The organism is Dyella flava, assembly GCF_016904955.1.
GTDB classification, from domain to species: Bacteria; Pseudomonadota; Gammaproteobacteria; order Xanthomonadales; family Rhodanobacteraceae; genus Dyella_B; species Dyella_B flava.
Genome location: NZ_JADIKE010000028.1, coordinates 125,272 through 150,534, shown reverse-complemented (window position 1 = coordinate 150,534; position 25,263 = coordinate 125,272). Strand labels below are relative to the sequence as shown.

The window sequence follows — 25,263 nt, the reverse complement described above, 5'->3', positions numbered from 1 at the left end:
GTGATGCGTTCTGGGGGTGTGGCTCGTTGCTGACTGCTGTCGCGAGGTTGGCCCCTCACCCCAGCCCTCTCCCCGGAGGGGAGAGGGGGAAAGCGGGCTGGCGTTTGCGACTGGGAAAAGCGGCAAATAAAAATCCGGCCCGACTCGCGCCGGGCCGGATGCTTATTGCTTACTTCTTGCGGGCGGCCTTCTTGGCGACGCGCTTGGTCGCTTTACGGCCTGCCTTCTTGCTGGCAGTGGACCTCTTGACCGCTTTTTTGGCGGTTTTCTTGCTGGCGGCCTTTTTGGCCGTCTTCTTACCGGCGGCTTTCTTAGCCGTCTTTTTGCTGCTGACCTTCTTTGCAGCTTTGCGGGCCGTCTTCTTCACGGCCTTGCTGGCTTTCTTGCTCGCCTTCTTGGCGACTTTCTTGGCGGCCTTCTTGGTTGCTTTCTTAGCAACCTTCTTGGCGGCCTTCTTGGTTGCCTTCTTTGCGGCGCCCTTCTTGGCGGCTTTCTTCACGGCCTTCTTGGCCGACTTCTTGGCCGGGGCAGCGGCCTTCTTGGCTGCGCGCTTGCGGCGAGCCTTTTTCGGTGCGGCGGCAGCTTCTTCGCTGGCCGGCGCAACCGGTACAAGCAGTTCTTCTTGATGAACTTCAAACTCAGTATCGATAGACATGCGGGTATTCCCCTCCGGTCGTTTGTTATGGAACTTGCCGTAAGTCTATTACGGTGTGAGCAAAAACGTAGCGCGAATTCGCGTTACATGCCACAACTAAAATTTTCCGTAATAGCCTTCCTTCAAGGCGTCGAACAGATTGGCAGCGGTGTGCATCTCTCCGTCGTACTCCACTTCTTCGTTGCCTTTCAGCTCCACAACGCTACCGTCTTCCAATTCGAAGCGGTAGAGGGTGTTCTCCAGGTCCGCTTCTTTGACCAGCACGCCCTGGAATGCGGCGGGGTTGAAGCGGAAGGTGGTGCAGCCCTTGAGGCCCTGTTTATAGGCGTAGAAGTAGATGTCTTTGAAGTCTTCGTATGGGTAGTCGGTGGGTACGTTGGCGGTCTTGGAGATGGACGAATCCACCCACAACTGCGAGGCCGCCTGGATGTCGACGTGTTCTTTGGGCGTGATGTCGTCGGCCGCGACGAAATATTCGGGCAGCTTGGTCTTGGCGTCGTCGCTGAATGGCAGCGCCTCGGCGTTGATCAGGGCGCGGTAGGCGAGCAGCTCGAAGCTGTAGACCTCCACCTTCTCCTTGGTCTTGCGGCCTTCGCGGATCACGTTGCGCGAGTAGTGATGGGCGAAGCTGGGCTCGATGCCGTTGCTGGCGTTGTTGGCCAGTGACAGCGAGATGGTGCCGGTGGGCGCGATGGAGGTGTGGTGGGTGAAGCGTGCGCCGACTTCGGCCAGCTCCTTAACAAGATTGGGCGCTACCGATGCCACGCGCTGCATATAGCGGCTGTATTTGGCGTGCAGTACGCGGCCGGGAATAAGGTCGCCGACCTTGTAGCCGTCTTCGGCCATTTCCGGACGCTTGCGCAGCATGTCGCCGGTGACGGTGTAGTTTTTGGTGAGCAGCGGAGCCGGGCCTTTTTCCTTGGCCAGGTCTAGCGCCATTTCCCAGCCGGCGACGGCCATTTCACGCGAGACGTCTTCGGTGAAGGCCACCGCTTCGGCGCTGCCGTAGCGCATCTTGAGCATGGTGAGCGTGCTGCCCAGGCCCAGGAAACCCATACCGTGACGGCGCTTGGAGAGGATTTCGTTGCGCTGCTGTTCCAGCGGCAAGCCGTTGATCTCCACCACATTGTCGAGCATGCGGGTGAAGATCTTCACGACTTCGCGGTATTCGTCCCAGTCGAAGCGTGCCTTGGGGCCGAACGGATCGCGTACGAAGGTGGTGAGGTTGACCGAGCCGAGCAGGCAGGAGCCGTACGGCGGAAGCGGCTGCTCACCACATGGGTTGGTAGCGCGGATGTGCTCGCACCACCAGTTATTGTTCATCTCGTTCACCTTGTCGATGAGGATGAACCCGGGCTCGGCGTAGTCGTACGTCGAGACCATGATCATGTCCCACAGGTGACGCGCGCGGATGTGGCCGTAGATTTTGCAGGCGACCAGGCCGTCTTCGCGCTCGATGTAGTTTTCGTGGGTGGGCCACTCGCGCCAGACGACCTTGCTGGCGTCGTTGAGGTCGAGTTCGTCCTTTTCCTTGACGTGTACCGGGAACACCAGCGGCCAATCCTGATCATGCTCGACGGCCTGCATGAAGCCGTCGGTGATCAGCAGCGAGAGGTTGAACTGGCGCAGGCGGCCGTTCTCGCGCTTGGCGCGGATGAATTCCTTTACGTCGGGATGGCTGACATCGAACGTGCCCATCTGCGCACCGCGACGGCCACCGGCCGAGGAGACGGTGAAGCACATCTTGTCGTAGATATCCATGAAGGACAGCGGGCCGCTGGTGTACGCGCCCGCGCCGGATACGTACGCGCCGCGCGGACGCAGCGTGCTGAATTCGTAACCGATGCCGCAGCCGGCCTTCAGGGTGAGGCCCGCTTCGTGCACCTTCTCCAGGATGTTGTCCATCGAGTCGCGGATGGTGCCGGACACGGTGCAGTTGATGGTCGAGGTGGCGGGCTTGTGTTCCAGCGCGCCGGCGTTGGAGGTGATGCGACCCGCAGGAATGGCGCCACGGCGCAGCGCCCACAGAAAACGCTCGAACCAGTGCTCGCGCAGTTCCGGTGTGGCTTCCACTTCGGACAGGGCGCGCGCGACGCGCTGCCAGGTCTCGTCGATGGAGCCATCGACCGGTTCGCCTGTCTTGGTGCGCAGGCGGTATTTTTTGTCCCAGATGTCCTGCGATGCAGGCTGCAGAGGAATGGCAGCGGCATCGAGACCTATGGTTGTTGCACGCAAGGTGCTCATCGGCTTCCTGACCTCCCGGTATAGCCTCACGGCCCCGTTGGTTTCTTTCTTTATAAGTGGATGTGGCGGCGTCAGTTGACCGGTGTCGATCCGGTCGAGCCCTGGTCCACGCCCCGCGCATGACCCAGGCCTGGCGTTGTTTCTGCGAACTTCGGCAGCCCCCTGCTGACGTTGCCCGTCCAGGTACCAGCATTAGGTCATCGGCCGGCACCTGCACACAAGATGTTGTGGTTGCGATTGTAGGCGAACGTTACCCCTGCGACCGGTCGATGTAAAGTGGTACGCCGTTCTCGTTTATCGGGAACCGCCTATGAGGCATCGAGTCGAAGAAGCCGGATTTGATTGTCACTAGGAGACTTCATGCACCGTCGTTTTCTGCGCAGCCTTGTGTCTGCTTTTGCCATCGCTTCGGTCGCCGCACTGCCGATTTGCGCGCATGCCACGCTGCCACCGGTGGTCGATGGCCAACCCCTGCCCTCGCTGGCGCCGATGCTTCAGAAAGTGACGCCAGCGGTGGTGAATATCTCCACCAAGACGCGGGTGCGGGTCAGCAATCCGTTTTTTGACGATCCGGTATTCCGGCAGTTTTTCGGCCTGAACGGCTCGCCGCGCGAGCAGGTGGAGCAGAGCCTGGGCTCGGGTGTGATCGTGGATGCGGCCAAGGGCTACATCCTCACTAATAATCATGTGGTGGGTGGTGCTGACGACATCACCGTGACGCTGCAGGACGGGCGCAATTTCAAAGGCACGCTGGTCGGTGCCGATCCGGCGACCGACGTGGCGGTGGTGAAGATCAACGCCGATCATCTGGAGGCGTTGCCGATCGCCGACTCTTCCACGCTGCGCGTGGGTGATTTTGTGGTGGCGGTGGGCGATCCGTTTGGATTGGGCCAGACGGTGACGTCGGGCATCGTCTCTGCGCTGGGGCGCTCGGGTCTGGGTGGATCGAGTTTCCAGAACATGATCCAGACCGATGCGTCGATCAATCCGGGCAATTCGGGTGGCGCGCTGGTGAATCTGCGCGGTGAGCTGATCGGCATCAATACGATGATCCTGTCGCCGTCGGGCGGCAATGTCGGTATCGGTTTCGCGATTCCCACCAAGATCGCCAGCAACGTGATGGGGCAGTTGATCACCAAGGGCAAAGTGAGCCGCGGCAACCTCGGCGCGCAGACGCAGGACATCACGCCGAATATCGCCAGGCTGCTTGGCTTGAAGGACAACAACGGTGCGGTGGTCACGCGCGTGCTGCCCGGTTCTCCGGCCGATCGCGCCGGCTTGCAGGTGGGCGATGTGGTGACTGCAATCAATGGCACGTCGCTGCAGAGCTCCGATCAGCTCAACAATGCCGAGGGTCTGCTGCCGGCCAACAGCACGGTGAATCTGACGGTGCTGCGCAATGGCAATACGCGGCAGATCACCGCGCAGCTCGCACCGGAAAAGCTCGCCACGCTGGATGGTGGTCGACTCGATCCACGCCTGGTTGGTGTTACGTTCAGTGATCTGAGCGATCAGCAAGTCAGCCAGGGCCTATCTGGTGTGACGGCGGCATCCGTCAATCCAGGTAGTCGTGCCGCACAGGCGGGACTGTCCAACGGTGACGTGATCGTAGGCGTCGGCAATCGACGCATTACAAATCTGCGGGATTTGCAGGGGCTTGCGGGAGCCCGGCCACGTCAGCTGGTGTTATTGGTGGCGACGGATGATGGGCTCAACTACGTCGTAATTCAGTAAGAGTTTGGGACGGAACGTGTCTGAAATCACTTACAAACCGTTCCGTCTCAATCAAGTGTTTGACGCAAATATATGAACGCGCTTGATGTTTTTGCTTGATGTTTTGCCTCCGGGCCGCTGAAATACAGCAACCCCGTCACTGCAAGTGCTTGCGGTGCACGGCACACTCGCATTAATTCCCCTATGTAGGTTGTGTCCTCCTATGCCAGTCCGCCTTACCCGCCTGCTCGCCGCCGCCCTGATCAGCGCCGGTATCTCCTCCGTGGTGCTCGCTGCGGCCACGCAGTCACTGACATGGCGCGGTGACGTCGTCACGGGCAATGGTGTGGTCAAGGGCATGGTGAAAGCCTGGCAAGCGACCGGTCACGGCACGATCGAGCTGCAGCCGTTCAACACCGCGTCGGGTCTGGATGCGGTGGCCAGCGGCGCCGCCGATATCGCCGGTAGTGCACGCCCCAGCTCGGGCAGCGCGACGGATAGCGGCCTGACCTTTACGCCGGTGGCATGGGATGGCCTGGTGCTGGTGACCAGCCCTTCCAATCCGGTGAGCAGCCTGACGCTGAAGCAGGTGCATGACATCTACTACGGCAAGATCACCAACTGGAATCAGGTCGGCGGCAACGATGCGCCGATGGATGTGTTCGCGGTGGCGAGCCCAGGCGATGGCGTGGAGTTCAGCCTGCGCAAGCTGCTGTTCGGCCGCGGCAGCCAGCCGGTGGCAGCGCCGCGTCTGTATGTAAACACCACGCAGTTGGAAGCATCGGTGGAGCTTGATCCGCGCGCGTTCGGCGTGACGACGCTGTCGAGCGTGGCGGGCAATCCGAAGATCAAGATGCTGCGCATCGAAGGCGTGGCTCCCAGCACGGCCACGGTGGCAAACGGTAGCTATCCGCTGTTTACCCAGCTGTATCTGGTGACCAATCCGAGCAGCCCGAACGCCGCCGCGGCAAAAGCGTTTGTCGATTTCACGCAGAGCCCGAAGGGCGTCGCCGTGCTGCGCTCGCATGACCTGCTGCCCTACTCCGATGGCAGCACGCTGATCGCGATGGACGATTCACGCCGCAGCCGCATCCTGGCTGACGTGGGCGCGCACGCCAGTGCGGAGCCGACCCAGGTTGCTGCCGCCGCCGCGCCCGCGCGCCCGGTCGTGACGCCTGCCAGCGCCGCCACTGCGTCGCGCACCGTTGTGGCCGCTACGCCGAACCTGAAGAATGTATCGGGTAACGCCACGGTCGCTCAGGAAACAACCAGCCTGAAGGGCGTGCGTGGCGATGCGTTTAGCATGGCCGCCACGCACGGCACGGATTTCGCCAAGGTCACGGCGGAAGCTTTTGTGAGCTACGGCAAGGTCATCGCGAAGGCGCCGGCGAAAGCGGCGCGCAAGAGCGCCATCGTCGCCGATAAAAAGGCCGACATGAAGAAGCTCGCCAAGGTCACCAAGGCCGCGCCGGCGCGTACCTATCGTGTCGCTGCGGGCGAAACGCTGTACTCGATCGCACGCAAGCACGGCGTCGATGTGGCGGAGATCCGCAGCTGGAATCACCTGAAGGACAACACCGTCCGCACCGGCCAGGTGCTGCGCATTGAAGCGCGCTGATAGCACGCGGAAAACGGCGAGGAACGAGTCAAAGCTGTGCGAGCCGTAGGCCACTCTTACCCCCTCGCCCCTGAGCACTCGCTACGCACCATGCGCATCCTCGCTATCACCCTCGATCTCGACGATACGCTATGGCCGGTGTTGCCGGCCCTGGAGCGGGCGGACCGCGATCTGGACAGCTATCTGCGCCAGCACTTTCCGCAAGTTGCTCGTGCGTGGCCGATCCCCGCCATGCGTGAACTGCGCGCGCGCGTCGCCGCCGAGCGACTCGACCTGGCGCATGACTTCACCGCACAGCGCTACATCACCATGCAGAAGGCGTTCGATGCCTGCGGCATTGCCGACGCGCCACTGGATACGCTGTGGGAGATCTACGCCACGGCACGCAACAGCGTGGAGCTGTACCCGGATGCGTTGCCGGCCCTTGAGCGCCTGCGCGCGATGTGGCCGGTCGCCAGCCTGACCAACGGCAACGCCGATCTGGAACGTATCGGCCTGCACCGGCATTTTTTGTATCAGATTGCCGCGCGCGATGTCGGCTCCGCCAAGCCGGAGGCCAAGATCTTCCTGGCCGCGGCCGAGCGACTGGGCGTTGCCCCGGAAAACATCCTGCATGTCGGCGACGATCCGGAGCTGGATGTGGCCGGCGCACGCGACGCGGGCTTGCGTACCGCGTGGATCAATCGTGCCGGGCATCCGTGGCCGGGTGCCCTGGGTGCCGCACCGGATCTGAATCTGCGGGACCTGACGGCCCTGGTGGATTGGGTGGACACCCAAGGCCAGCCGTAGGTTGGGGTAGGTTGGGTTAGCGCAGCGTAAGCCAACGGTGTTTATCGCTTCGACCGAATTCCGTTGGGTTACGCTGCGCTAACCCAACCTAACCCAACCTACCAACCTGCGCGGCGTGCGTATGGCTGGCTCGATTTTGATCACCCCCCGAAAAACGCGCATCATGTGTGGTCAATAACCACGACGCGCGCATGCCCAGACATGCGCAAGGATTTGCATGCCTGCCCTGATCGAACTTCGCTCCAATAATCGCCGCGCCCTGACCCTGATCGAGGCCACCGATGTCACGCAATTGGCTGCCACGCGCAAGCGCCTGAGCACGGCGCAACGCAGCTGGCTGGATGAAAACCGCTTCGATGCCGCACCGGGCAGCGTGTGCCTGCTGGCGGATGAACACGGCAAGCTGGCACGCGTCATCGTTGGCGTGGATCGCAAGGAGCCCCTGGCGGCGCTGGCGGCATTGCCGATGAGCTTGCCGCAAGGCGAGTACGTCGTGGCGGCGGAAGGCGTGGCGCTCGATCCGCAACTTGCCGCACTCGGCTGGGCGCTTGGCGCCTATCAGTTCACGCGCTATCGCAAAGCCAAGCGCGCGCCGGCGACGCTGGCGGTGGATGCGAAGACGCTGGCCGCGCTTGCGCCGCTGATCGAGGCGACCGGCCTGGTGCGCGATCTGGTGAATACGCCGACCGAAGACATGGGCCCCAAGCATCTGGCCGATGCGGTCAAGCAACTGGGCAAGACCCACAAAGCCAAGGTGCGCGAATGGGTCGGCGACGAGCTGCTGGAAGACAACTTCCCCACCATCCATGCGGTGGGCCGCGCCAGTCATCGCCCGCCGCGCCTGATCGAATTGAGCTGGGGCAAGGTGAGCGATCCCAAGCTGGTGCTGGTCGGTAAAGGCGTGTGCTTCGACACCGGCGGCCTAGATCTGAAACCCAGCGACGGCATGCGCTGGATGAAGAAGGACATGGGCGGCGCGGCGCATGCGATCGCACTCGCCGGACTGGTGATGCAGGCGAAGCTGCCGGTACGCCTCACGCTGCTCATCCCGGCGGTGGAAAACTCGGTGGCCGGCAATGCCATGCGCCCGGGTGAAGTGGTGGTGACGCGCGCCGGATTTAGCGTGGAAATCGACAACACCGACGCGGAAGGCCGCCTGGTGCTGTGCGACGCCCTGGCCTACGGCGCCGAGCAGAAGCCGGATCTGATCATCGATTTCGCCACGCTGACCGGTGCTGCGCGCGTTGCGCTCGGCCCCGATCTGCCCGCGCTGTTCGCCAATGACGATACGATTGCCGACGAAGCACTGGCCTGTGGCCGCACGGTCGCCGATCCGCTGTGGCGGCTGCCGTTGTGGCGTCCGTATCGCAAGATGCTGGAGTCCTACCTGGCCGATTTCGCCAACGCCGGACCATCACGCCACGCTGGCGCGATCACGGCGGCGCTTTATATGGAACGCTTCATTCCGGAAGGCATGCCGTGGGTGCATCTGGATACTTACGCCTGGAACGACGGTGATCGTCCGGGCCGTCCGCGCGGCGGCGAAGCGATGGGGCTGCGTGCGATCTTTGCGCTGTTGCAGAACCGCTATCGGTCGCGCTGATCGACGTCGAGGACGTTATCTTGCGTCACCCTCATTCCCGCGACAGCCGGGATGAGGGATGGCAAGGTCCATATTCGACGCCACGGGTTCGGTGTCTTAGCCGAGTTGGGCAGATGCACCTGCGTCGCGCCGCCAAGCTTCAGGGATCAGATACAAGAAGGGCGCCGGATGCCGGCGCCCTGTAAATGCTGTGTGCTGCAAACGTGGTTCAGATAACCGGTCATGTGATCAACATGGTGTTGGCACATGACCGTGATGGCTGAGGCCTTCGCGGCGACTGAATTAATGCACCACCGCTGGAGTCGAGGCGGCCGAAGCCGGTGCACTGCTGGTATCCGCAAGCGCCTTGCCGCCATGCGGTAGCACTTCTGCGGCCAGCTTGGGATCGGCGTGAATCAGTCCCAAGGCGTCGTACAGGATGTGCGCAGCCTCGTGCAATTCGGGATCCGGCGCCTTCTTGGCTTCTTCCTCTTCCTTCAGTTCGCTCTTCACGCTGCGTTCGTTCGGATTGAGGCCGTCGTCGATCTGATCGTCGATATCCGCATCCACGCTGGCATTGCCGTCGATGGCCTTGTGACGGGCACGGAAATCAGCCTGAACCGCATCCAGCTGTTTGCGTTCAGCCTGGCGCTGATCGTAGTTCAACGAGATGGTGGTGTTATCGGCAAGTTTCTTGTACTGGGCGATTTCATCGAGCATCAGCTGCCACGCCGGCGAGGTGGCGACGCGGTTGTCGTGCATCAGCTCCAGCTGCGGCAGGTAGGCCTTCACATCAGCCACCGGCTTGTAGTCTGCGGGCGGGATCTGCGTCCACGGCAACGCGTTGTCGTAGGTGGACTCACCGAAATCCTTGTCGTCGCCGGTGGTCGGGAACAGCATGTCCGGCGTGACACCCTTGAGCTGCGTCGAACCGCCGTTGACCCGGAAGAACTCCTGCACGGTCATCTTGAGCGCGCCGTAGTTCGGGTTGCTGTTGGGATCAGAGGCGAAACGGTTGAGATCGATCAGCGTCTGCACCGTGCCCTTGCCGAACGTCGGCGTACCGATGATCAGGCCGCGGCCATAATCCTGGATGGCCGCGGAGAAGATCTCCGACGCCGAGGCGGTGCCACGATTGACCAGCACGGCCAGCGGACCACTCCAGACCATGTCTGTGTCGTCGTCACCCTGCACGGAAACCTGACCCCGTGCATCGCGCACCTGCACCACCGGGCCCTTGCCGATGAACAGTCCGGTCAGCTCGTTGGCTTCGTACAGCGAGCCGCCGCCGTTATTGCGCAGGTCCATGACCACGCCCTGCACGCCTTCGGCCTTGAGCTCGGCGAGCAGCTTGGCGACGTCGCGGGTGGCGCTCTTGAAGTCCTTGTCGCCTTCACTGCGTGCGCCGAAGTCGGAATAGAACATCGGCAGTTCGATCACGCCGATCTTCCGGTCGACACCGCCTTCGTTGATGTCGATGACCCGCTTCTTGGCGGCGGAATCTTCCAGCTTGATCTTGTCGCGTACCAGGGTAACGGTTTCGTACTTGCCGTCCTGACCGGCATCGGCAGGCCAGATTTCCACGCGAACGGTGGTGCCGGTCTTGCCACGGATCAGGTTGGTCACGTCATCAATACGTGCACCGACCACATCCACCATGGGACCGTCAGTGCCCTGACCGACCGCAATGATGCGATCACCCGGCTTAAACTTGCCGGACTTGGCGGCGGGGCCGCCCGGAATGAGGCTGAGGATGATGGTGTAGTCGTCGCGGGCCTGCAGTTGCGCACCGATGCCTTCCAGCGAGAGCTTCATCGAGATGTCGAAGTTCTCGGCGGCACGCGGCCCAAGGTAATCCGTATGCGGATCGGTGGAATTGGCGTAGGCGGTCATGAAGGTCTGGAAGGCGTCTTCGCCATCCAGCTGCTTGGTGCGATCGATGTAGCCGCTATAACGCTTGTCGAGCGTCTTGCGGATTTCGTCGTCGGTCTTGCCGGCCAGTTTCAGGCGCAGCCAGTCGTTCATGGTGCGCTTGCGCCACAGGTCGTCGAGCTCGGCCTTGTTCTTCGGCCAGTCGGCGTTCTTGCGGTCGGTGTTGTAGGTGTCGTTGCTATTGAAGTCGAAGCCCTGCTTGAGCAGGCTGCGCGCGTAGGTCATGCGGTCGATGGCGCGCAGGATGTACTGGTTGAAGATGTCGAACGGGCCGTTCAGGTCCTTGTTCCAGATCTCGTTACCGAACTGATCCTTGTACTTGGCGAAGTTCGCCATGTCTTCCTGCGTGAAGAACACCTTCTCGCTATCCAGCAACTTGAAATACAAGTTGTAGATCTTCTGCGACATCGCCTCGTCGAGCGGCTGCGCGTCGTAGTGGAAGCGAGTGAGCAGATGCGCCGAGATCAGCGCCGCGTCGGCCTGGGTATCGGTGGGCTTCAGCGGCAGCTCTGACACCTTGCGCGGCGCGGAAGCACCCATGTCGGCAGCTGACTGGGCGGCGGCCGTGCCGGTGATGGCGACGCTGAACGCGATCAGCAGTGCGAGCAGGGGACGAAGGCGGAAGGTCATGGAGTTCTGAGTTCTCTTCAGGCTTGCTCGGTGACGCCAGCGGCGTGAGCCTGCTGGTCGGCGTGGTAGGAGGAGCGCACGAGCGGACCGGAGGCGACGTGATGGAAGCCCATCTCCTCGCCAGCCTCGCGCAACGCGTTGAATTCATCGGGCGTCCAGTAGCGCACGACCGGATGATGATGCGGCGTGGGCTGCAGGTACTGGCCGATGGTGATCATGTCGACATCGTGCGCACGCAGGTCGCGCATGGTCTCGATCACCTGCTCGTAGGTTTCGCCCAGGCCCAGCATGATGCCGGACTTGGTGGGTATCTCCGGATGCTGCGCCTTGAAGCGCTTGAGCAGGTCCAGCGACCACTGGTAATCGGCGCCCGGACGCACTTCGCGATACAGGTGCGGCACGGTTTCCAGATTGTGGTTGAACACATCCGGCGGGAAATCCTTGAGCACTTCCAGCGCACGCTCCATGCGTCCCTTGCCGCGGAAATCCGGCGTAAGGATTTCGATGCGGATGTTCGGGCTGGCATGCCGCACGGCGCGAATGCAGGCAGCGAAGTGTTCGGCGCCGCCGTCGCGCAGGTCGTCGCGATCCACCGAGGTGATCACCACGTACTTCAGGCGCATGTCGTGGATGGTTTCGGCCAGGCGCGCAGGCTCGAGCGGATCGGGCGCGGCCGGGCGGCCATGCGCGACGTCGCAGAACGAGCAGCGCCGCGTGCACACTTCACCAAGGATCATGAAGGTGGCCGTGCCCTTGCTGAAGCACTCGTGGATGTTCGGGCACGAGGCTTCCTCGCACACGGTGACCAACGCGTTCTCGCGCAGACGTGCCTTCAACTGCTGCACGGCGTTGCCTTGTGGAAGACGCACGCGGATCCAGCTGGGCTTGCGCAGCGTTGGCACGCTGGTATCGAAGCCCGCGCGATTGAGCGCGATCTTGTCATTGCCCAACTGCTTTTCGGCAACCGGCGTAGTGCTGACGACGCTGATCGGAATGGTCTTCGTGGATGAAGCTGACGTATCGCTCATGAATTAGGTCAGACCGCCACGCGAGCGGGGAGTTCGGGAATAAGGGGAGCAGCCGGTTCGGCATCGAAGTCGAACTGCCGGCAAAACTCGCCGATCAGCACATCTTCGACGTCCGACAGCCGCGACGGACCGCCCAAGTCTAGCACTTGCGTGACCGCCAGACCCTTGTAACCACAAGGGTTAATGCGATGGAACGGTTCCAGGTTCATGTTCACGTTGAAGGCCAGACCATGGAAACTGCAGCCTCGCCGCACCCTGAGACCAAGCGCCGCGACCTTGGCGTCCGCCACGTAGACGCCGGGAGCGCCCTCACGCCGCACCGCTTCGATATTCCAATGCGCCAGCGTATCGATGATGGCCTGCTCGATCCTATTGACCAGCTCGCGCACCCCGACTCCGGCGCGGCGCAGGTCAATCAGCGGATACGCCACGATCTGGCCGGGCCCGTGATAGGTGACCTGGCCGCCGCGATCCACGGGCACCACCGGAATCTCGCCGGGCGCCAGGACGTGCTCCATCTTGCCGGCCTGGCCGAGGGTGAAAACGGGATCGTGTTCGAGCAGCCACAGTTCATCGACGGTCGCAGCGGTACGGTTGTCGGTGAAGGCGGTCATCGCCTGCCAGACCGGTTCATAGGGCTGGCGGCCCAGGCGGCGGATTTTCAGCGGTTGAGACATGGGGTCGCGGGCCTGCGTGGGGATGGGGCCAATCTGTGGCCGGAACCTGTGGCTTGCAAGTGAAGGAAGTCGCAGTTGCGTCTGCTCACCGCTTGGGAGGGTCGGGAGTGCTGGGCGAGTGCTTAAAGCCCCGACCCGATGCGCGACTCCGAGTGTCGCTTTCCGCCAGATGGTCCCCTCACTCGGCCCCCTCCTCGCTCCTCAGAGCCGAGCACATCCATGTGCTCTCCCCGCGTGCCCCGATGGGGAGAGGGAAAAATCACATCGTCACAGGGTGAAGCGGATATCGGCATCAGCACGCAGCGCCGCATGCGCTGCGTCGTACTGTTCACGCGTATCGCAGCGGAAACTGACTGTGACCGAGAGGAAGTTACCTTCGCGTGAATGCTTGTGCCGCACGGTTTCGTGCAGCACATGCAGGCCGATGCCTTCGAGAATCTTCGGCACCCGGGCTTTCAGATCCGCGCTGGCGTTGCCCATCGCGGTGATCTCGAATTCGCCGGGAAACTGGAAACCCTGGCCTTCCTGCGCATTGATCTCGCCCAGTTCTTTCATCGGCCTTCTCCGCTCACATCGATCAACATCACTTCTTGCCGCTGCCGTGGAACCACAGCAGGATGCTGTCCCACAGGCGCTTGAAGAAACCGCCCTGCGGCGCATCGTTCATCGCGACCAGCGGCACGTCCAGCACCGGCTGACCATCTTCGGTGACATGCAGCGTGCCGACCTGCTGACCCTTCTTGAACGGCGCGATCAGCGTGGACGGAATGTCCATGGTGGCTTTCAGCTTGTCGTAGTCGCCGGTCTTCACGGTCACCAGCACGTCCTGCTCCACGCCCAGCGGCAGCTGGTCTTCTTCGCCCTTCCACAGGCGCGGCGTGACCAGGGCTTTGCCGGCTTCGTAAAGCTTGTGCGTTTCGAAGAAGCGGAAGCCGTAGTTGAGCAGCGCTATCGCCGAGTCGGCACGGGCTTTTTCGCTGCTGGCGCCCATCACCACGGCGATCATGCGCTCGTCGCCACGCTTGGCCGAGGCGTCAAGGCAGAAGCCGGCCTCGGCGGTGTGGCCGGTCTTCACGCCATCCACGGTGGAATCACGCCACAGCAGGGTGTTGCGGTTGCCCTGCTTGATGCCGTTCCACTCGAACTCCTTGATCGCGGAGATGGCGTAGTCCTCGGGATAGTCGTGGATCAGCGCGCGGGTGAGGATCGCGACGTCGTGCGCCGTGGTGTAGTGGTCGTCGACCGGATAGCCGGAGGCGTTTGCAAAGTGGCTGTTCACCATGCCCAGCTGCTTGGCGTAGGCGTTCATCAGATTTGCGAAGGTGTCTTCGGAGCCGGCGGTGTGCTCGGCCAGCGCGATCGCGGAGTCGTTACCCGACTGGATGATCATGCCGTACAGCAGATCCTTCAGCGGCACTTGGCTGTTGAGCTTGAGGAAGCTGGTCGAGCCATCCGTACCCGCGCCGCCGGCACGCCATGCGTGCTCGCTGATGGTGACCTGATCAGTGAGATGGATCTTGCCTGCGGCGATTTGCGCCGAGATCACGTAGTCCGTCATCACCTTGGTGATCGACGCCGGCACCACGCGTGTATCGGGTTCCTTGGACGCGAGGATCTGCCCGGTGGCGTAATCCATCAGCACCCACGCCTTGCCATCCACATCCGGCGGCGGCGGCACCGGGACCTGCATGACCGCGGGCGCTGGCACATTGGGTACCGGCTTGGGCGGCGTCGGTGTCGGAGTCTGCTGAGCGACAGCGCTGGCGCCGAACACCAGGGCAGCGGCGGCAATCACATACAGGGGGCGGCGGAACAGATTCATCGTGGGCTTACATCCGTTTTTGCTTAGATCACGGCGCACGGGGCGCCACAACAAGGGAGAAACGCTCAGTCTACCGCGACCTGCGGGTGTGGCAGACCCATTTGTTCGATCTGGGAAGTCACCCGGTCGGCGGTATCCACATCGGCCAGAGGCCCTACCCGTACACGGTGCACGAGGCGGCCGCCAATGGTCGCATCCACCACCTGCACCGGAGCGAAATTCGCCACGCGCAGCTGGGCCGCCACTCTTGCGGCATTGTCCGGATCGGCGAAGGCGCCGACCTGGAGATAAATGCCGGGCGGCGGAGCAGACGGCGCGACCACCGGGGCTGGCGGCGCCTGGTCATCCGTCGGCGCGGACGGATCGATGCCCTGCACTTCCACCAGGCCCGTACCCTTTGGCCACACGCCGATCTTCACCGCGGCGGCGTAGGACAGATCGATCACGCGATCCTCATGGAACGGGCCGCGATCGTTGATGCGCACGATCACGCTCTTGCCGTTCTCCAGATTGGTCACCCGCGCGTAACTCGGCAGCGGCAGCACCTTGCTCGCGGCGGTGAACTTGTACATGTCGTAGTCCTCGAGATCCGAGGTCTTGTAGCCATGGAACTTGGAGCCGTAGAACGAGGCGATGCCACGTTCCTCATAGCCACGCGCCGTCGGCAGCACCGTGTAGGTCTGACCCAGCACGGTATACGGCGACTTGTTGCCGTAGAGCGCACGCGGCTCCACCTTGGGCACCGGCTCAGGCAGGTTGCTCACGTCAGGTGGCGGACCTTGCGGGACACTGTCGCTGCCGTCGCGATAACGGCTGCTCTGCGGGAGGCTGGTGTTGTCGTAAACGCCGCCGGAGCTACCACCTTGCGACGATGACGAGGAATACCGGCGCGCGTTGCTGTGGCCGCCACATCCGACCAGCAGCAACATGGTCGCGAGCAGCCAGGACAGGCGCCAGACACCCCTCATTGCGTAGCGCTCTCCTGCGCGTTGGCGCCTTCGGCGATGGCTTGCGCCAACTGGTTCACCGCCATCGCATACATCGGGCTGCGGTTGTAGCGCGTGATCACGTAGAAATTCTGGAAGGTAAACCAGTACTCCGGACCGTTGAGGCCCTGGAATGTCTGCAAGCTGCTGTTGGCGCCGGGATCGAGATGCTGGATTGGCGCATAACCCCATGCTTCGAGCTGCTCGATGGTCCATTGTGGCGTGGAGTCTTTGACGGTGAGTGGTTTGGCCGCCGCATCGGGCTGGGCACGCGCGGCCACCATGCCGCCAGTCACCCAACCATGCTTGGCGAAATAGTTGGCTACGCTGCCCAGGATGTCCGGCAATGAATTCTGCAGATCGATGCGGCCATCGCCGTCTTCATCCACGGCGAAGTCGCGGATGCTGCTGGGCATGAACTGACCCCAGCCCTGGGCACCGGCATAAGAACCGGTTAGCGTGCCGACCGGACCGGCGAGCTGATTGTCCGGCAGCTCCAGCAAGGTTTTCAGCTCACCGCGGAAAAACGTCGCGCGCGGCGGGTAATACAGCCCCAGCGTGACCAAAGCATCGAGCACTTTGTACTTGCCGGTATTGCGCCCGTAGAACGTCTCCACGCCGAGGATCGCCACGATGTATTCCGGCGCAACGCCGTACTGCGCACCGATCTTTTCCAGCAAGGCGCGATGCTCGCGATAGAAATCAATACCGGCATCGATGCGATCGGGCGTCAGGAAGATTTCCCGGTACTCGCTCCACGGCTTGGCTTCCGCCGGACGGCTGATCGCATCCAGAATGCTTTGCTGGCGCTGCGCGCTATCGAGCAGCGCGTTGAGCGCGGCAGGATCCTTGCCGGTGTCCTGCGCCACTTCCTGCACGAGTTGCGCTTGCCCCGGGTGGTCGGCCCACGCCGGTGCAACGACTGCCATCGACAGCGCTGCGAACCCCCACCAGAGACGAAAACGCGCCGGCTTGATGACCGGCTGCACTATGAAATTTGCTGTCGTGATCGGCATTGAGCAGAGCGTAACATGCTATGAGCCGGGAATCGGAACAGCACAAAATCCACGATCAACAATCGACGGCTATTTATCTCAAAACCTGCAGCCGCGAAGCATACGCAGCATGGCTCCGCTAACCCTTGTCCGTTGCCAGGCTAGTCATGCACCTTGCGATTGGCGTGGATCGACATCAGCACGCCGAAACCCACCAGCAACGACACAGCCGAGGTACCACCGTAGCTGACCATCGGCATCGGCACGCCCACCACGGGCAGCAGTCCCGCGACCATGCCGCCGTTGACGAATACGTAGACGAAGAAGCTCATGCCGATCGCGCCGGCGAGCAGGCGCGAATAGGTATCGCGCGCTTCCATCGCGATCCATAGGCAGCGTCCGATAATGAATGCGTACAGCACCAGGATCGCGCAGACGCCGATCAGCCCGAATTCTTCGGAGAAGACCGCAAAGATGAAGTCGGTGGTGTGCTCGGGCAGGAAGTCCAGGCGCGATTGCGTGCCTTGTTCGAAGCCCTTGCCGAACACGCCACCCGAACCTACCGCGATCTGCGACTGGATGATGTGCCAGCCGTTGCCGAGCGGATCGGATTCCGGATTCAACATGGTGAGAATGCGGTCGCGCTGATACTGGTGCATGAAATGCCAGGCAATCGGCACCATTCCGCCCGCCGCCGCCAGCAGCATGCCGATGCGCCACCACGCCATGCCCGACAGAAACAAGGCGAATGCACCGGCTGCGGTGACCAGCAAGGCGGTGCCCAGATCCGGCTGTTTGGCGATCAAACCGGCCGGAATGGCGATCAGCGCACCTACTACCACAATGTCTTTCCAGCGCGGCGGCAGTTGGCGCGGATGCAGGTACCAGGCCACCATCATCGGCATGGTCAGCTTCATCAGCTCGGATGGCTGGAAGCGCATGATGCCCAAGTTGAGCCAGCGATCGGCGCCACGCCCTTCGCCCAACACCGCTACTACCACCAGCAGCACCGTGCTGCCGACGTAGAGCCAGGGCGTCCAGTTGCGCAGGGCCGACGGCGGAATGCGCGACATCAGCAAGATGAAGACGCCGCCCAGCATAAAGCGTGCGGCCTGTCCACCGACCAGCGCGATATTGCCCTCACCGGCGCTGTACAGCGTTGCCAATCCCACGCCGCACAGCACAACCAACGCAAACGCGAGCGGCAGGTCGATGCGCGGACGCGTCCAGACGCGCCGGAAGAAACGATAGAGACGGGTGCGCCAGGTATCGATCATTGCGAATCGTCTCCTGCACTGGAGCTGTCCGATGCGGGCGGATCGCTTTGCGGTGTGTCTTCCGGCATCACATCGGCAGGCGTTGCCGTCGTGGTAGCAGATGCCGGCGCGGCATCGGCTTCAGACTCCGGCAACGGATGGTTCGGCGGTACGGCACCACCTTGCGTTGCGAGCCAGGCGTCGAGAATCTTGCGTGCGATGGGGCCGGCGTCTTTTGCGCCCCACGCCCCGGCTTCAAGCACTACCGCGACAGCAATGCGCGGATCTTCGGCAGGCGTAAAAGCCTCAAACCATGCACGATGGCGCGCAGCGAGATAAGCGGTATTGCGGTTTTCGTTGTATGCGTCGCTGGTTCGCGAGAAACGTTCAGCCGTACCGCTCTTGCCAGCAATGCGATAAGGGAAGCCATCGCCGAGCTTGACACCACTACCGGTGGAAAACGGGTCAGTGCCGTAGATGACCAATTGCATGCCATCGTTGACGGCCTGCCAGTCTTTCATGTCCTTGATCAACGACGGCCCTGCAGGAGGGTTGGCCAGCGGCACCGACCGTTTGCCTACATCGGCGGTTGCCATCACTACCCGCGGCGCATAGGGCACGCCACGACCCGCGAATGTTGCCAGGGCATGCGCCAGCTGTATGGCGGTGACCGACCAATACCCCTGGCCGATACCTGCGATAACGGTTTCGCCGGGATACCACGACGGCTGCTTGGGCGAATGCTTGGCCTTCCATTCGCGCGACGGCAGGATGCCGGATACTTCACCAGGAAGATCCACGCCGCTGGGCCGCCCGAATCCATACGAACCCATGAATGCACTGATCCGGTCGATGCCCAGATCCAGCGCCAGTTTGTAAAAGTACGTGTTGACCGAATCTTCGATCGCGCGATACAGGTTCACCGTACCTACGCCGCCACGCTGGTCATCGCGATAACCGCGCGACTGGCCTGGAATGTAGAACACGCCGGTGGAAAGCACCGTGTCCTGCGGCGTGCGCACACCGTATTCCAGGCCTGCCAATCCCATGAACGGCTTTACCGTCGAACCAGGCGGATAAGCGCCTTTCAGCGCACGATTGATCAGCGGTTTGTCGGGCGAGGTGATCAGCGCCTTGTAGTCCGCCTGACTGATGCCATTGACGAACAGGTTCGGATCAAACTCCGGCACGCTGACCATCGCCAACACCTGGCCGTTGCGCGGATCGATCGCCACCGCCGCGCCGGGTCGCCCTTCGAACGCTTCCTCGGCCGCCTTCTGGATGCGCGCATCAATGCTCAGATAGAGGTTCTTGCCCGGTATCGGCGGATGCGTTTCCAGCACCTGCTGGATACGGCCGTCGGCGTTCACCTCGTCCAGTTCATAGCCGGGTGTGCCGTGCAGCATGTCCTCATACGAACGCTCCAGACCACTGCGCCCGATGTGCGTAGTGCCCTTGTAGCGATCCGGATCGAGATTGGCCATGTCGTCCGCGTCGATGCGGCTCACATAACCCACGACATGCGCGAACAGCGGCCCCAACGGGTAATAGCGGGTGAGGTAGGGCACCACGTCCACACCCGGGAACCGCCAGCGATTGACGGCGAAGCGCGCGATATCGTCTTCGGTAAGCCGCATCTTCAACGGCACGCTGTCGAAACGGTGCGATTGCTTGAGCTGCTTGCGGAAGGCATCGAGATCATCCTGATCCAGCGGCACGACCCTGCCCAGCTGGAACAGCATCTCGTTCATGTTCTGCACCTGGTCCGGCCGGACTTCGAGCCGGAAAGCCGGCACGTTGTCGGCCAGCAGCACGCCGTTGCGGTCGTAGATCAGTCCGCGGGCGGGCGGAATGGCACGCGGCTTCACGCTGTTGTTCACCGAACGCAGCGCGAATTCGTCGTGATGCAGCACCTGCAGAAACACATAGCGCCCGACCAGCGCGCACAGGCCAAGCAGGATCAGCGCAAAACCGGCGAGCGCGCGTCGGCGGAACATCTCGCCTTCACCACGCGTGTCCTTGAAGCGGCGCAGGTGTTTCATGGACGGCTCTCGCCGCCGCAAGCGGGCAGCGGCCGGACAAAGTGCGGATAGTGCTTACGGATCGATGCTGTTGCTTGCAGATCGGCTGCATACGGCAGCGCGCGAAAAGCCGCTACCCGCGCCACCTGCACGCTTCCCGCTCCGCGCTCCCGGTTCCCGGCCTTCATTGCAACCTCAACCGCATCCGTAGATCGTCAAGCAGCAGGAACAGGAACGGCCACAGCAGCCCACTGACGAACGGGGATGCCCACCACAATGCAGGCGGCGTGGACTCACCGGCAAAAGCACGCACGACCAGCAGCAGGAAGCGATCGTTGAGCAGTAACGCCAGCACCGCCAGCGTCTGTTGCCACATCGGGAAGAAACGCAGGCGCGAACGAAAGCGCAGCGCGATAAATGCCAGCACGCACAAACGCAGCGCCTGCTCGCCCAGCAACACGCCATTCAACATGTCGGCGCACACACCCAAAATAAACGCCAGGCCGAGTGTGACGCGCTGTTCACCTGATTCCATCGCCCAATACAGCAGCACCAGCGCGGGCCAGTACGGCTTGAAGGGTTCGAGTACATGCGGCAACGGAATCAGCATCAGCAACAACGATGCGAACAGCGTGCCGACAAACCACCAGAATGAAACGCGCTGGCGGTTCATGGCTGCGGTACTTCTGGCGGGGCGGCGGCAGTCTGTGCCGAAGCCGGCTTGCCGGATGGGGCAAGTGTCGTGGGATGCGCAACTGTGGCGGTGGTAGCTGGCGCCGGGGCTTCGTCAGAGGGCGGTCCCGCAGGCGACGGCGGCGGCGGCGGACCGACCGGCTCGGCCAGATCGTGCAATACCAGTACCTCGTCGCTGCGATCGATGTCCGCACTGGGATTGGCCTTCGCCTCCAGGAACATGCCACTGGCGGCCGGCGCTACGTTGGTGATCTCGCCCACCGGGAAACCTTCGGGGAAACGGCCGCCCAGGCCCGAGGTGAGCAGCTTGTCACCCACCCGCACGTCGGCCGCCATCGGAATCGTCGGCAAGGCGAGCTGTTCACCATTACGCGAGCCGTAGGCGATGGTGCGCAACCCGGTGCGCTCCACCACTACCGGCAGCGCATGATCAGGATCGGTCACCAGCATCACCGCTGAAGAGGTGGGCAGGACATCGATGATCTGCCCCATCACACCATGCGCGTCGATCACCGGCTGGCCCGACTTGATGCCGTCGCGCGCACCGAGGTTGATCATGATGCGATGGCGATATGCGCCCAGATCCATGCCAACAACCCGCGCCATCTGTACATGGAGCTCCAGACTGTGCTGGGTATCGAGCAGTTCCTTGAGACGCTCGTTCTGTTGCGCGACCGCCGCCATGCGATTGAGCTTGGCGTTGGCCAGCAGCAAATCTTCACGCAAGCGCTGGTTTTGCTCGGTCAGCATGCGCCGGTCCGCAAAAGCCACGCCCAGCGCATGCATGCCATCGACCGGCAGGCTGGCCAGCCGGTAAACCGGTTCCACCACGATCGCCGTTGCATAGCGCATGCGCCACAACCACCCGTTACGGTGATCCAGCACCATCAACACCACGGCCATGGCAAGGTAGAAGATCAGCCGTAACGTGCCGGCTGCGGTGCCGGCGAACAGGGGCGATGATTCCTCGCGCGTCAGCGCCATGGGGAAAATCCGTCCATACCCGAGTCCAGCGCCCGCTTCCTTCCGGGAAGGGAGCCTGCCCCGGAGGTGATCCGGAGGTTGAGGCGAAGGGGCCACCTCGCGAGAAACCTCACGGCGAGTGCCTTTTTAGATGCGCTTCGAATCACCATTAACGCAAGCCCTGGCCCCTCACCCTGCCCTCTCCCTGCGAGGGAGAGGGGACAATGAGTCCTCGCAAACGAGGACAGTTATTCAGGTGCGAAGAAGTCGCTGCCGTGCTGATCGATCAGCTCCAGCGCCTTGCCGCCGCCGCGGGCGACGCAGGTCAGCGGATCGTCCGCCACTTGCACGTGCAGGCCGGTCTCTTCGGAAAGCAGGCGATCCAGATCACGCAGCAGCGCACCGCCGCCGGTGAGCACGATGCCGCGCTCGGCCACGTCGGAGCACAGCTCCGGCGGGGTCTGCTCCAAAGCAGCCTTCACCGCGGCCACGATGCCGGCGAGCGGCTCGTGCAGGGCTTCCAGGATTTCGTTGGAGTTGACCGTGAACATGCGCGGCACGCCCTCGGCCAGGTTACGACCGGAAATCTCGATCTCCTTGACCTGGCTCTGCGGGAACGCACAGCCGATTTCCAGCTTGATGCGTTCGGCCGTCGACTCGCCGATCAAGGTGCCATGGTTACGGCGCACATAGTTGATGATGGCTTCGTCGAAGCGGTCGCCACCCACGCGTACGGACTGCGAGTAGACGATGCCGTTGAGCGAAATCACCGCCACTTCGGAGGTACCGCCGCCGATGTCCAGCACCATCGATCCGCGCGCTTCATGCACCGGAATACCGGCGCCGATCGCGGCGGCCATCGGTTCCTCGATCAGAAACACATCGCGGGCACCGGCGCCTTCGGCCGATTCCTTGATCGCGCGGCGCTCCACCTGAGTCGAACCGCATGGCACGCAGACCAGCACGCGAGGACTTGGGCGCAGCAGGCGCGAGCGATGCACCTGGCGAATGAAGTGCTGCAACATCGCCTCGGTCATGGTGAAGTCGGCGATCACACCGTCCTTCATCGGGCGCACGGTTGCGATATTGCCAGGGGTACGACCCAGCATGCGCTTGGCTTCACCACCTACGGCGGCAACGGTGCGCGGGCCGCCCGGTCCACGATCCTGGCGGATGGCCACGACGGAAGGTTCGTTCAGGACAATCCCCTGACCCCTCACGTAAATAAGCGTATTGGCGGTGCCAAGATCGATGGAAACATCGTTCGAAAACATCCCGCGAAACTTCTTGAACATGGGTCCGCCGCGTGTCCACTCTGGCTAAAAAGTAAGCGCGCCAGTCTAGTCAGCAAACCCCTCCTCCGCAAGGACATCCTCGTTAAGAAAGGCTTGTTTTGGCTGGAGAACCGGGATCGGGAAAGCCGGAACATGCCGCTCGTGCCAGCGGCAGTTTTTTGCCTCGGCCCGGTTCCGGAGGGCCCGACGCAAGAAAGTGCATCGCCGGGCCCTGCGGCGCCCCAAGTTCCCCGCCCCCTGTTTCCCCTTTGCGGCTCAACGGTTACGATGTCATGTTTGCCAGCTGCGGCTGTGACACATAAGCCAAACCGGGGTTATCAACCATCATGTCTGCCGTTATCTGCGGATCGTTCGCCTACGACACCATCATGGTGTTCCAGGACCAGTTCAAGAACCACATCATTCCCGACCAGGTGCACATCCTGAACGTGTCGTTCCTGGTGCCGCGGATGCGCCGCGAGTTTGGCGGCTGCGCCGGCAACATCGCCTACAACCTGAAACTGCTTGGCGGCGAGCCGCTGCCGGTGGCCGCCGTCGGCCAGGATTTCGCGCCGTATCGCGAGCACCTGGAAAAATGCGGCATCCGCATGGATGGCATCCGCGTGTTTGAGGATCAGTTCACGCCGCAGTGCTTCATCACCACCGACCTGGACAACAACCAGATCACCGCCTTCCATCCCGGCGCCATGTCCAGCGCGCATGAAAACCACGTGCGCAACATCCCCGACATCAGCTTCGGCATCGTCGCGCCCGATGGCCGCGAAGCCATGCTGCAGCATGTGGACGAGTTTGCCGCACGCGGTGTGCCGTTCGTGTTCGATCCCGGCCAGGCGATGCCGTTGTTCAACGGCGATGAATTCCGCGCGATGATCGAAAAAGCCACCTACGTGATCGTCAACGATTACGAATCGCAGCTGCTGCAGCAACGCACCGGCTGGAGCGCAGCCGATATCGCTTCGCGCGTGAAGGCTTATATCGTCACGCTCGGCCCGCGTGGTTCGCTGATCCACGCTGACGGCACCACGTACGAGATCCCTCCGGCGCGTGAGCGCCAGGTGATCGATCCCACCGGCTGCGGCGATGCTTATCGCGCCGGCCTGATCTTCGGCGTCATGAAAGGCCTGGACTGGCCGACCGTCGGCCGCATGGCTTCGCTGATGGGCGCGCTGAAAGTGGAACATCCCGGCACGCAGAATCAGCACTTTACCTACGAAGAATTTGCGGCCCAGTTCAAGGAACAGTTCGGTTACGCGCTGGCCTGAGGCCGCGCATCCGGAGAGCAGCACATGTCGATCCTCGCCAGCATCGTCGTGACGATCATTGCCTTGATGCACGTGTGGTTTCTGATCCTGGAAATGTTGCTCTGGGACAAACCCACTGGCCGGCGAGCCTTTGGCCTCACCGCCGAATTCGCCGCACAGACCAAGGTGCTGGCCGCCAACCAGGGGCTCTACAATGGCTTTCTTGCGGCGGGCCTGTTCTGGGGCCTGCTGCTCGGCGGCAGCGAGGGCGCTCACGTGAAGCTGTTCTTCCTTGGTTGCGTACTGGTCGCCGGCCTCTTTGGCGGCTTCACTGCCACGCGCAAGGTGCTGTGGATCCAGGGCTTGCCCGCCGCCATCGGCCTTGCGCTGGTGCTGCTGGCTTGAGCTTTGTGGTGTGGATGACCGTGCCATGACTTCTCACCATCGCGAAGCTGTCGGCCAGCGCTTCGATCCCGCACGCATGCAGCATGCACGCCGCAAAAGCTGGGCGGCTTTGCAGGGTATCCAGGCGCGCATGCGTCCGGGCATCAGCGAGGACGAGGCCAGAGCCGAGGCTGAACAGGTTTTCGCCGAGCTGGGCATGGAGCGGCTTTGGCATCCGGTGATCATCCGCATCGGCCCGAACACCACCAAAACGTATCGGGAGCGCTCCATTCCCGATGTACGCCTGGGCGAGAACGACATCTACTTCATCGACCTGGGGTTGGTGTTCGACGGCCATGAAGGCGATGTGGGCGATACCTTCACGGTCGGCCAGGCGTCCGAGCAGCAAGCCTGCGCTCAAGCGGCGCGCGACCTGTTCCGGGACGTGGCCGATATCTGGCGCAACGAGAGCCTGAACGGCCCCTCGTTGTATAATTACGCGCATGAGCGCGCCGAGGCGATGGGATGGCGTTTCAACCACGCCATCAAGGGTCATCGCGTCAGTGATTTCCCGCACTCAGTACACAAGGGTGGTGATCTGGGCGATTTCGAGCACAAGCCTGCCGAAGGCCTGTGGATTCTGGAAATCCAGATTGCCCACCCAACCGAACCATTCGGCGCCTTCTACGAGGACCTGCTGACCCAGGCAGCCCCTTGAGGGGGCCGGGCGGGATTCGGA

The 25,263-nt window shown here is 62.5% G+C and carries 21 protein-coding genes; 7 read left to right on the top strand and 14 right to left on the bottom strand.

The window, feature by feature from the left end:
- Nucleotides 1-169: 169 nt before the first annotated feature.
- Together ISP19_RS04770 and ISP19_RS04765 are read right to left on the bottom strand one after the other, a co-directional pair.
- The gene (locus tag ISP19_RS04770) at nt 170-655 is read right to left on the bottom strand and encodes a histidine biosynthesis protein HisIE (RefSeq protein WP_204680200.1); all 486 of its coding nucleotides are present in this window, start codon (nt 653-655) and stop codon (nt 170-172) included.
- Nucleotides 656-751: 96 nt separating this feature from the next.
- The gene (locus tag ISP19_RS04765; RefSeq protein WP_204680199.1) at nt 752-2,899 is read right to left on the bottom strand and encodes an adenosylcobalamin-dependent ribonucleoside-diphosphate reductase; all 2,148 of its coding nucleotides are present in this window, start codon (nt 2,897-2,899) and stop codon (nt 752-754) included.
- A gap of 360 nt (nt 2,900-3,259) precedes the next feature.
- Between ISP19_RS04765 and ISP19_RS04760 the strand changes: the two genes are divergently transcribed.
- The 4 genes from ISP19_RS04760 (at nt 3,260) to ISP19_RS04745 (ending at nt 8,622) form a co-directional block, all read left to right on the top strand.
- Nucleotides 3,260-4,633, top strand: coding sequence for a Do family serine endopeptidase (locus ISP19_RS04760; protein WP_204680198.1), 1,374 nt, complete (start codon nt 3,260-3,262; stop codon nt 4,631-4,633).
- A gap of 202 nt (nt 4,634-4,835) precedes the next feature.
- Complete coding sequence (locus ISP19_RS04755) at nt 4,836-6,230, top strand: substrate-binding domain-containing protein (protein ID WP_204680197.1); 1,395 nt, start codon at nt 4,836-4,838, stop codon at nt 6,228-6,230.
- A 90-nt stretch (nt 6,231-6,320) separates the two neighbouring features.
- Nucleotides 6,321-7,019 (top strand): HAD family hydrolase, encoded by a 699-nt coding sequence (locus tag ISP19_RS04750; RefSeq protein ID WP_204680196.1) that lies wholly within the window; start codon nt 6,321-6,323, stop codon nt 7,017-7,019.
- Between the two features lie 217 nt (nt 7,020-7,236).
- Nucleotides 7,237-8,622, top strand: coding sequence for a leucyl aminopeptidase family protein (locus ISP19_RS04745; RefSeq protein WP_204680195.1), 1,386 nt, complete (start codon nt 7,237-7,239; stop codon nt 8,620-8,622).
- 282 nt (nt 8,623-8,904) lie between these two features.
- Here the strand turns inward: ISP19_RS04745 and ISP19_RS04740 are convergent, their stop codons facing one another.
- The 12 genes from ISP19_RS04740 to ISP19_RS04685 all read right to left on the bottom strand — a co-directional run bounded on the left by ISP19_RS04740 (nt 8,905) and on the right by ISP19_RS04685 (nt 22,899).
- Nucleotides 8,905-11,163 (bottom strand): carboxy terminal-processing peptidase, encoded by a 2,259-nt coding sequence (locus ISP19_RS04740; RefSeq protein WP_204680194.1) that lies wholly within the window; start codon nt 11,161-11,163, stop codon nt 8,905-8,907.
- A 17-nt stretch (nt 11,164-11,180) separates the two neighbouring features.
- The gene (gene lipA / locus ISP19_RS04735) at nt 11,181-12,191 is read right to left on the bottom strand and encodes a lipoyl synthase (RefSeq protein ID WP_204680193.1); all 1,011 of its coding nucleotides are present in this window, start codon (nt 12,189-12,191) and stop codon (nt 11,181-11,183) included.
- A gap of 8 nt (nt 12,192-12,199) precedes the next feature.
- The gene (gene lipB, locus ISP19_RS04730; RefSeq protein WP_204680192.1) at nt 12,200-12,868 is read right to left on the bottom strand and encodes a lipoyl(octanoyl) transferase LipB; all 669 of its coding nucleotides are present in this window, start codon (nt 12,866-12,868) and stop codon (nt 12,200-12,202) included.
- Between the two features lie 267 nt (nt 12,869-13,135).
- Complete coding sequence (locus tag ISP19_RS04725) at nt 13,136-13,423, bottom strand: YbeD family protein (protein ID WP_204680191.1); 288 nt, start codon at nt 13,421-13,423, stop codon at nt 13,136-13,138.
- Between the two features lie 28 nt (nt 13,424-13,451).
- Nucleotides 13,452-14,690: a D-alanyl-D-alanine carboxypeptidase family protein gene (locus ISP19_RS04720; RefSeq protein WP_204680190.1), complete on the bottom strand. Its 1,239-nt coding sequence runs from the start codon at nt 14,688-14,690 to the stop codon at nt 13,452-13,454.
- A 65-nt stretch (nt 14,691-14,755) separates the two neighbouring features.
- Nucleotides 14,756-15,658: a septal ring lytic transglycosylase RlpA family protein gene (locus tag ISP19_RS04715; protein ID WP_204680189.1), complete on the bottom strand. Its 903-nt coding sequence runs from the start codon at nt 15,656-15,658 to the stop codon at nt 14,756-14,758.
- The gene (mltB, locus tag ISP19_RS04710; RefSeq protein ID WP_204680188.1) at nt 15,655-16,605 is read right to left on the bottom strand and encodes a lytic murein transglycosylase B; all 951 of its coding nucleotides are present in this window, start codon (nt 16,603-16,605) and stop codon (nt 15,655-15,657) included. The genes ISP19_RS04715 and mltB overlap by 4 nt, the downstream gene beginning before the upstream one ends.
- Before the next feature lie 227 nt (nt 16,606-16,832).
- On the bottom strand, nt 16,833-17,948 hold the full coding sequence (rodA, locus tag ISP19_RS04705; RefSeq protein ID WP_204680187.1) for a rod shape-determining protein RodA: 1,116 nt from the start codon (nt 17,946-17,948) through the stop codon (nt 16,833-16,835).
- Nucleotides 17,945-19,969 carry a penicillin-binding protein 2 gene (gene mrdA / locus ISP19_RS04700; protein WP_204680186.1) on the bottom strand — a complete coding sequence of 675 codons (2,025 nt, stop codon included), beginning with the start codon at nt 19,967-19,969 and terminating at the stop codon, nt 17,945-17,947. The genes rodA and mrdA overlap by 4 nt, the downstream gene beginning before the upstream one ends.
- A 163-nt stretch (nt 19,970-20,132) precedes the next feature.
- On the bottom strand, nt 20,133-20,621 hold the full coding sequence (gene mreD, locus ISP19_RS04695; protein WP_204680185.1) for a rod shape-determining protein MreD: 489 nt from the start codon (nt 20,619-20,621) through the stop codon (nt 20,133-20,135).
- Nucleotides 20,618-21,625 carry a rod shape-determining protein MreC gene (gene mreC, locus ISP19_RS04690; RefSeq protein ID WP_204680184.1) on the bottom strand — a complete coding sequence of 336 codons (1,008 nt, stop codon included), beginning with the start codon at nt 21,623-21,625 and terminating at the stop codon, nt 20,618-20,620. Before mreC ends, mreD begins: the two co-directional genes overlap by 4 nt.
- A gap of 227 nt (nt 21,626-21,852) precedes the next feature.
- The gene (locus ISP19_RS04685) at nt 21,853-22,899 is read right to left on the bottom strand and encodes a rod shape-determining protein (RefSeq protein WP_204680183.1); all 1,047 of its coding nucleotides are present in this window, start codon (nt 22,897-22,899) and stop codon (nt 21,853-21,855) included.
- Nucleotides 22,900-23,225: 326 nt separating this feature from the next.
- Between ISP19_RS04685 and ISP19_RS04680 the strand changes: the two genes are divergently transcribed.
- From ISP19_RS04680 to ISP19_RS04670, 3 genes are read left to right on the top strand one after another with little or no spacing between them, the layout of a single operon-like run.
- Nucleotides 23,226-24,161 (top strand): carbohydrate kinase family protein, encoded by a 936-nt coding sequence (locus ISP19_RS04680; protein WP_204680182.1) that lies wholly within the window; start codon nt 23,226-23,228, stop codon nt 24,159-24,161.
- Between the two features lie 24 nt (nt 24,162-24,185).
- Complete coding sequence (locus ISP19_RS04675) at nt 24,186-24,545, top strand: DUF1304 domain-containing protein (protein WP_239556517.1); 360 nt, start codon at nt 24,186-24,188, stop codon at nt 24,543-24,545.
- Between the two features lie 25 nt (nt 24,546-24,570).
- Complete coding sequence (locus ISP19_RS04670) at nt 24,571-25,242, top strand: M24 family metallopeptidase (RefSeq protein WP_204680181.1); 672 nt, start codon at nt 24,571-24,573, stop codon at nt 25,240-25,242.
- Nucleotides 25,243-25,263 lie beyond the last annotated feature (21 nt).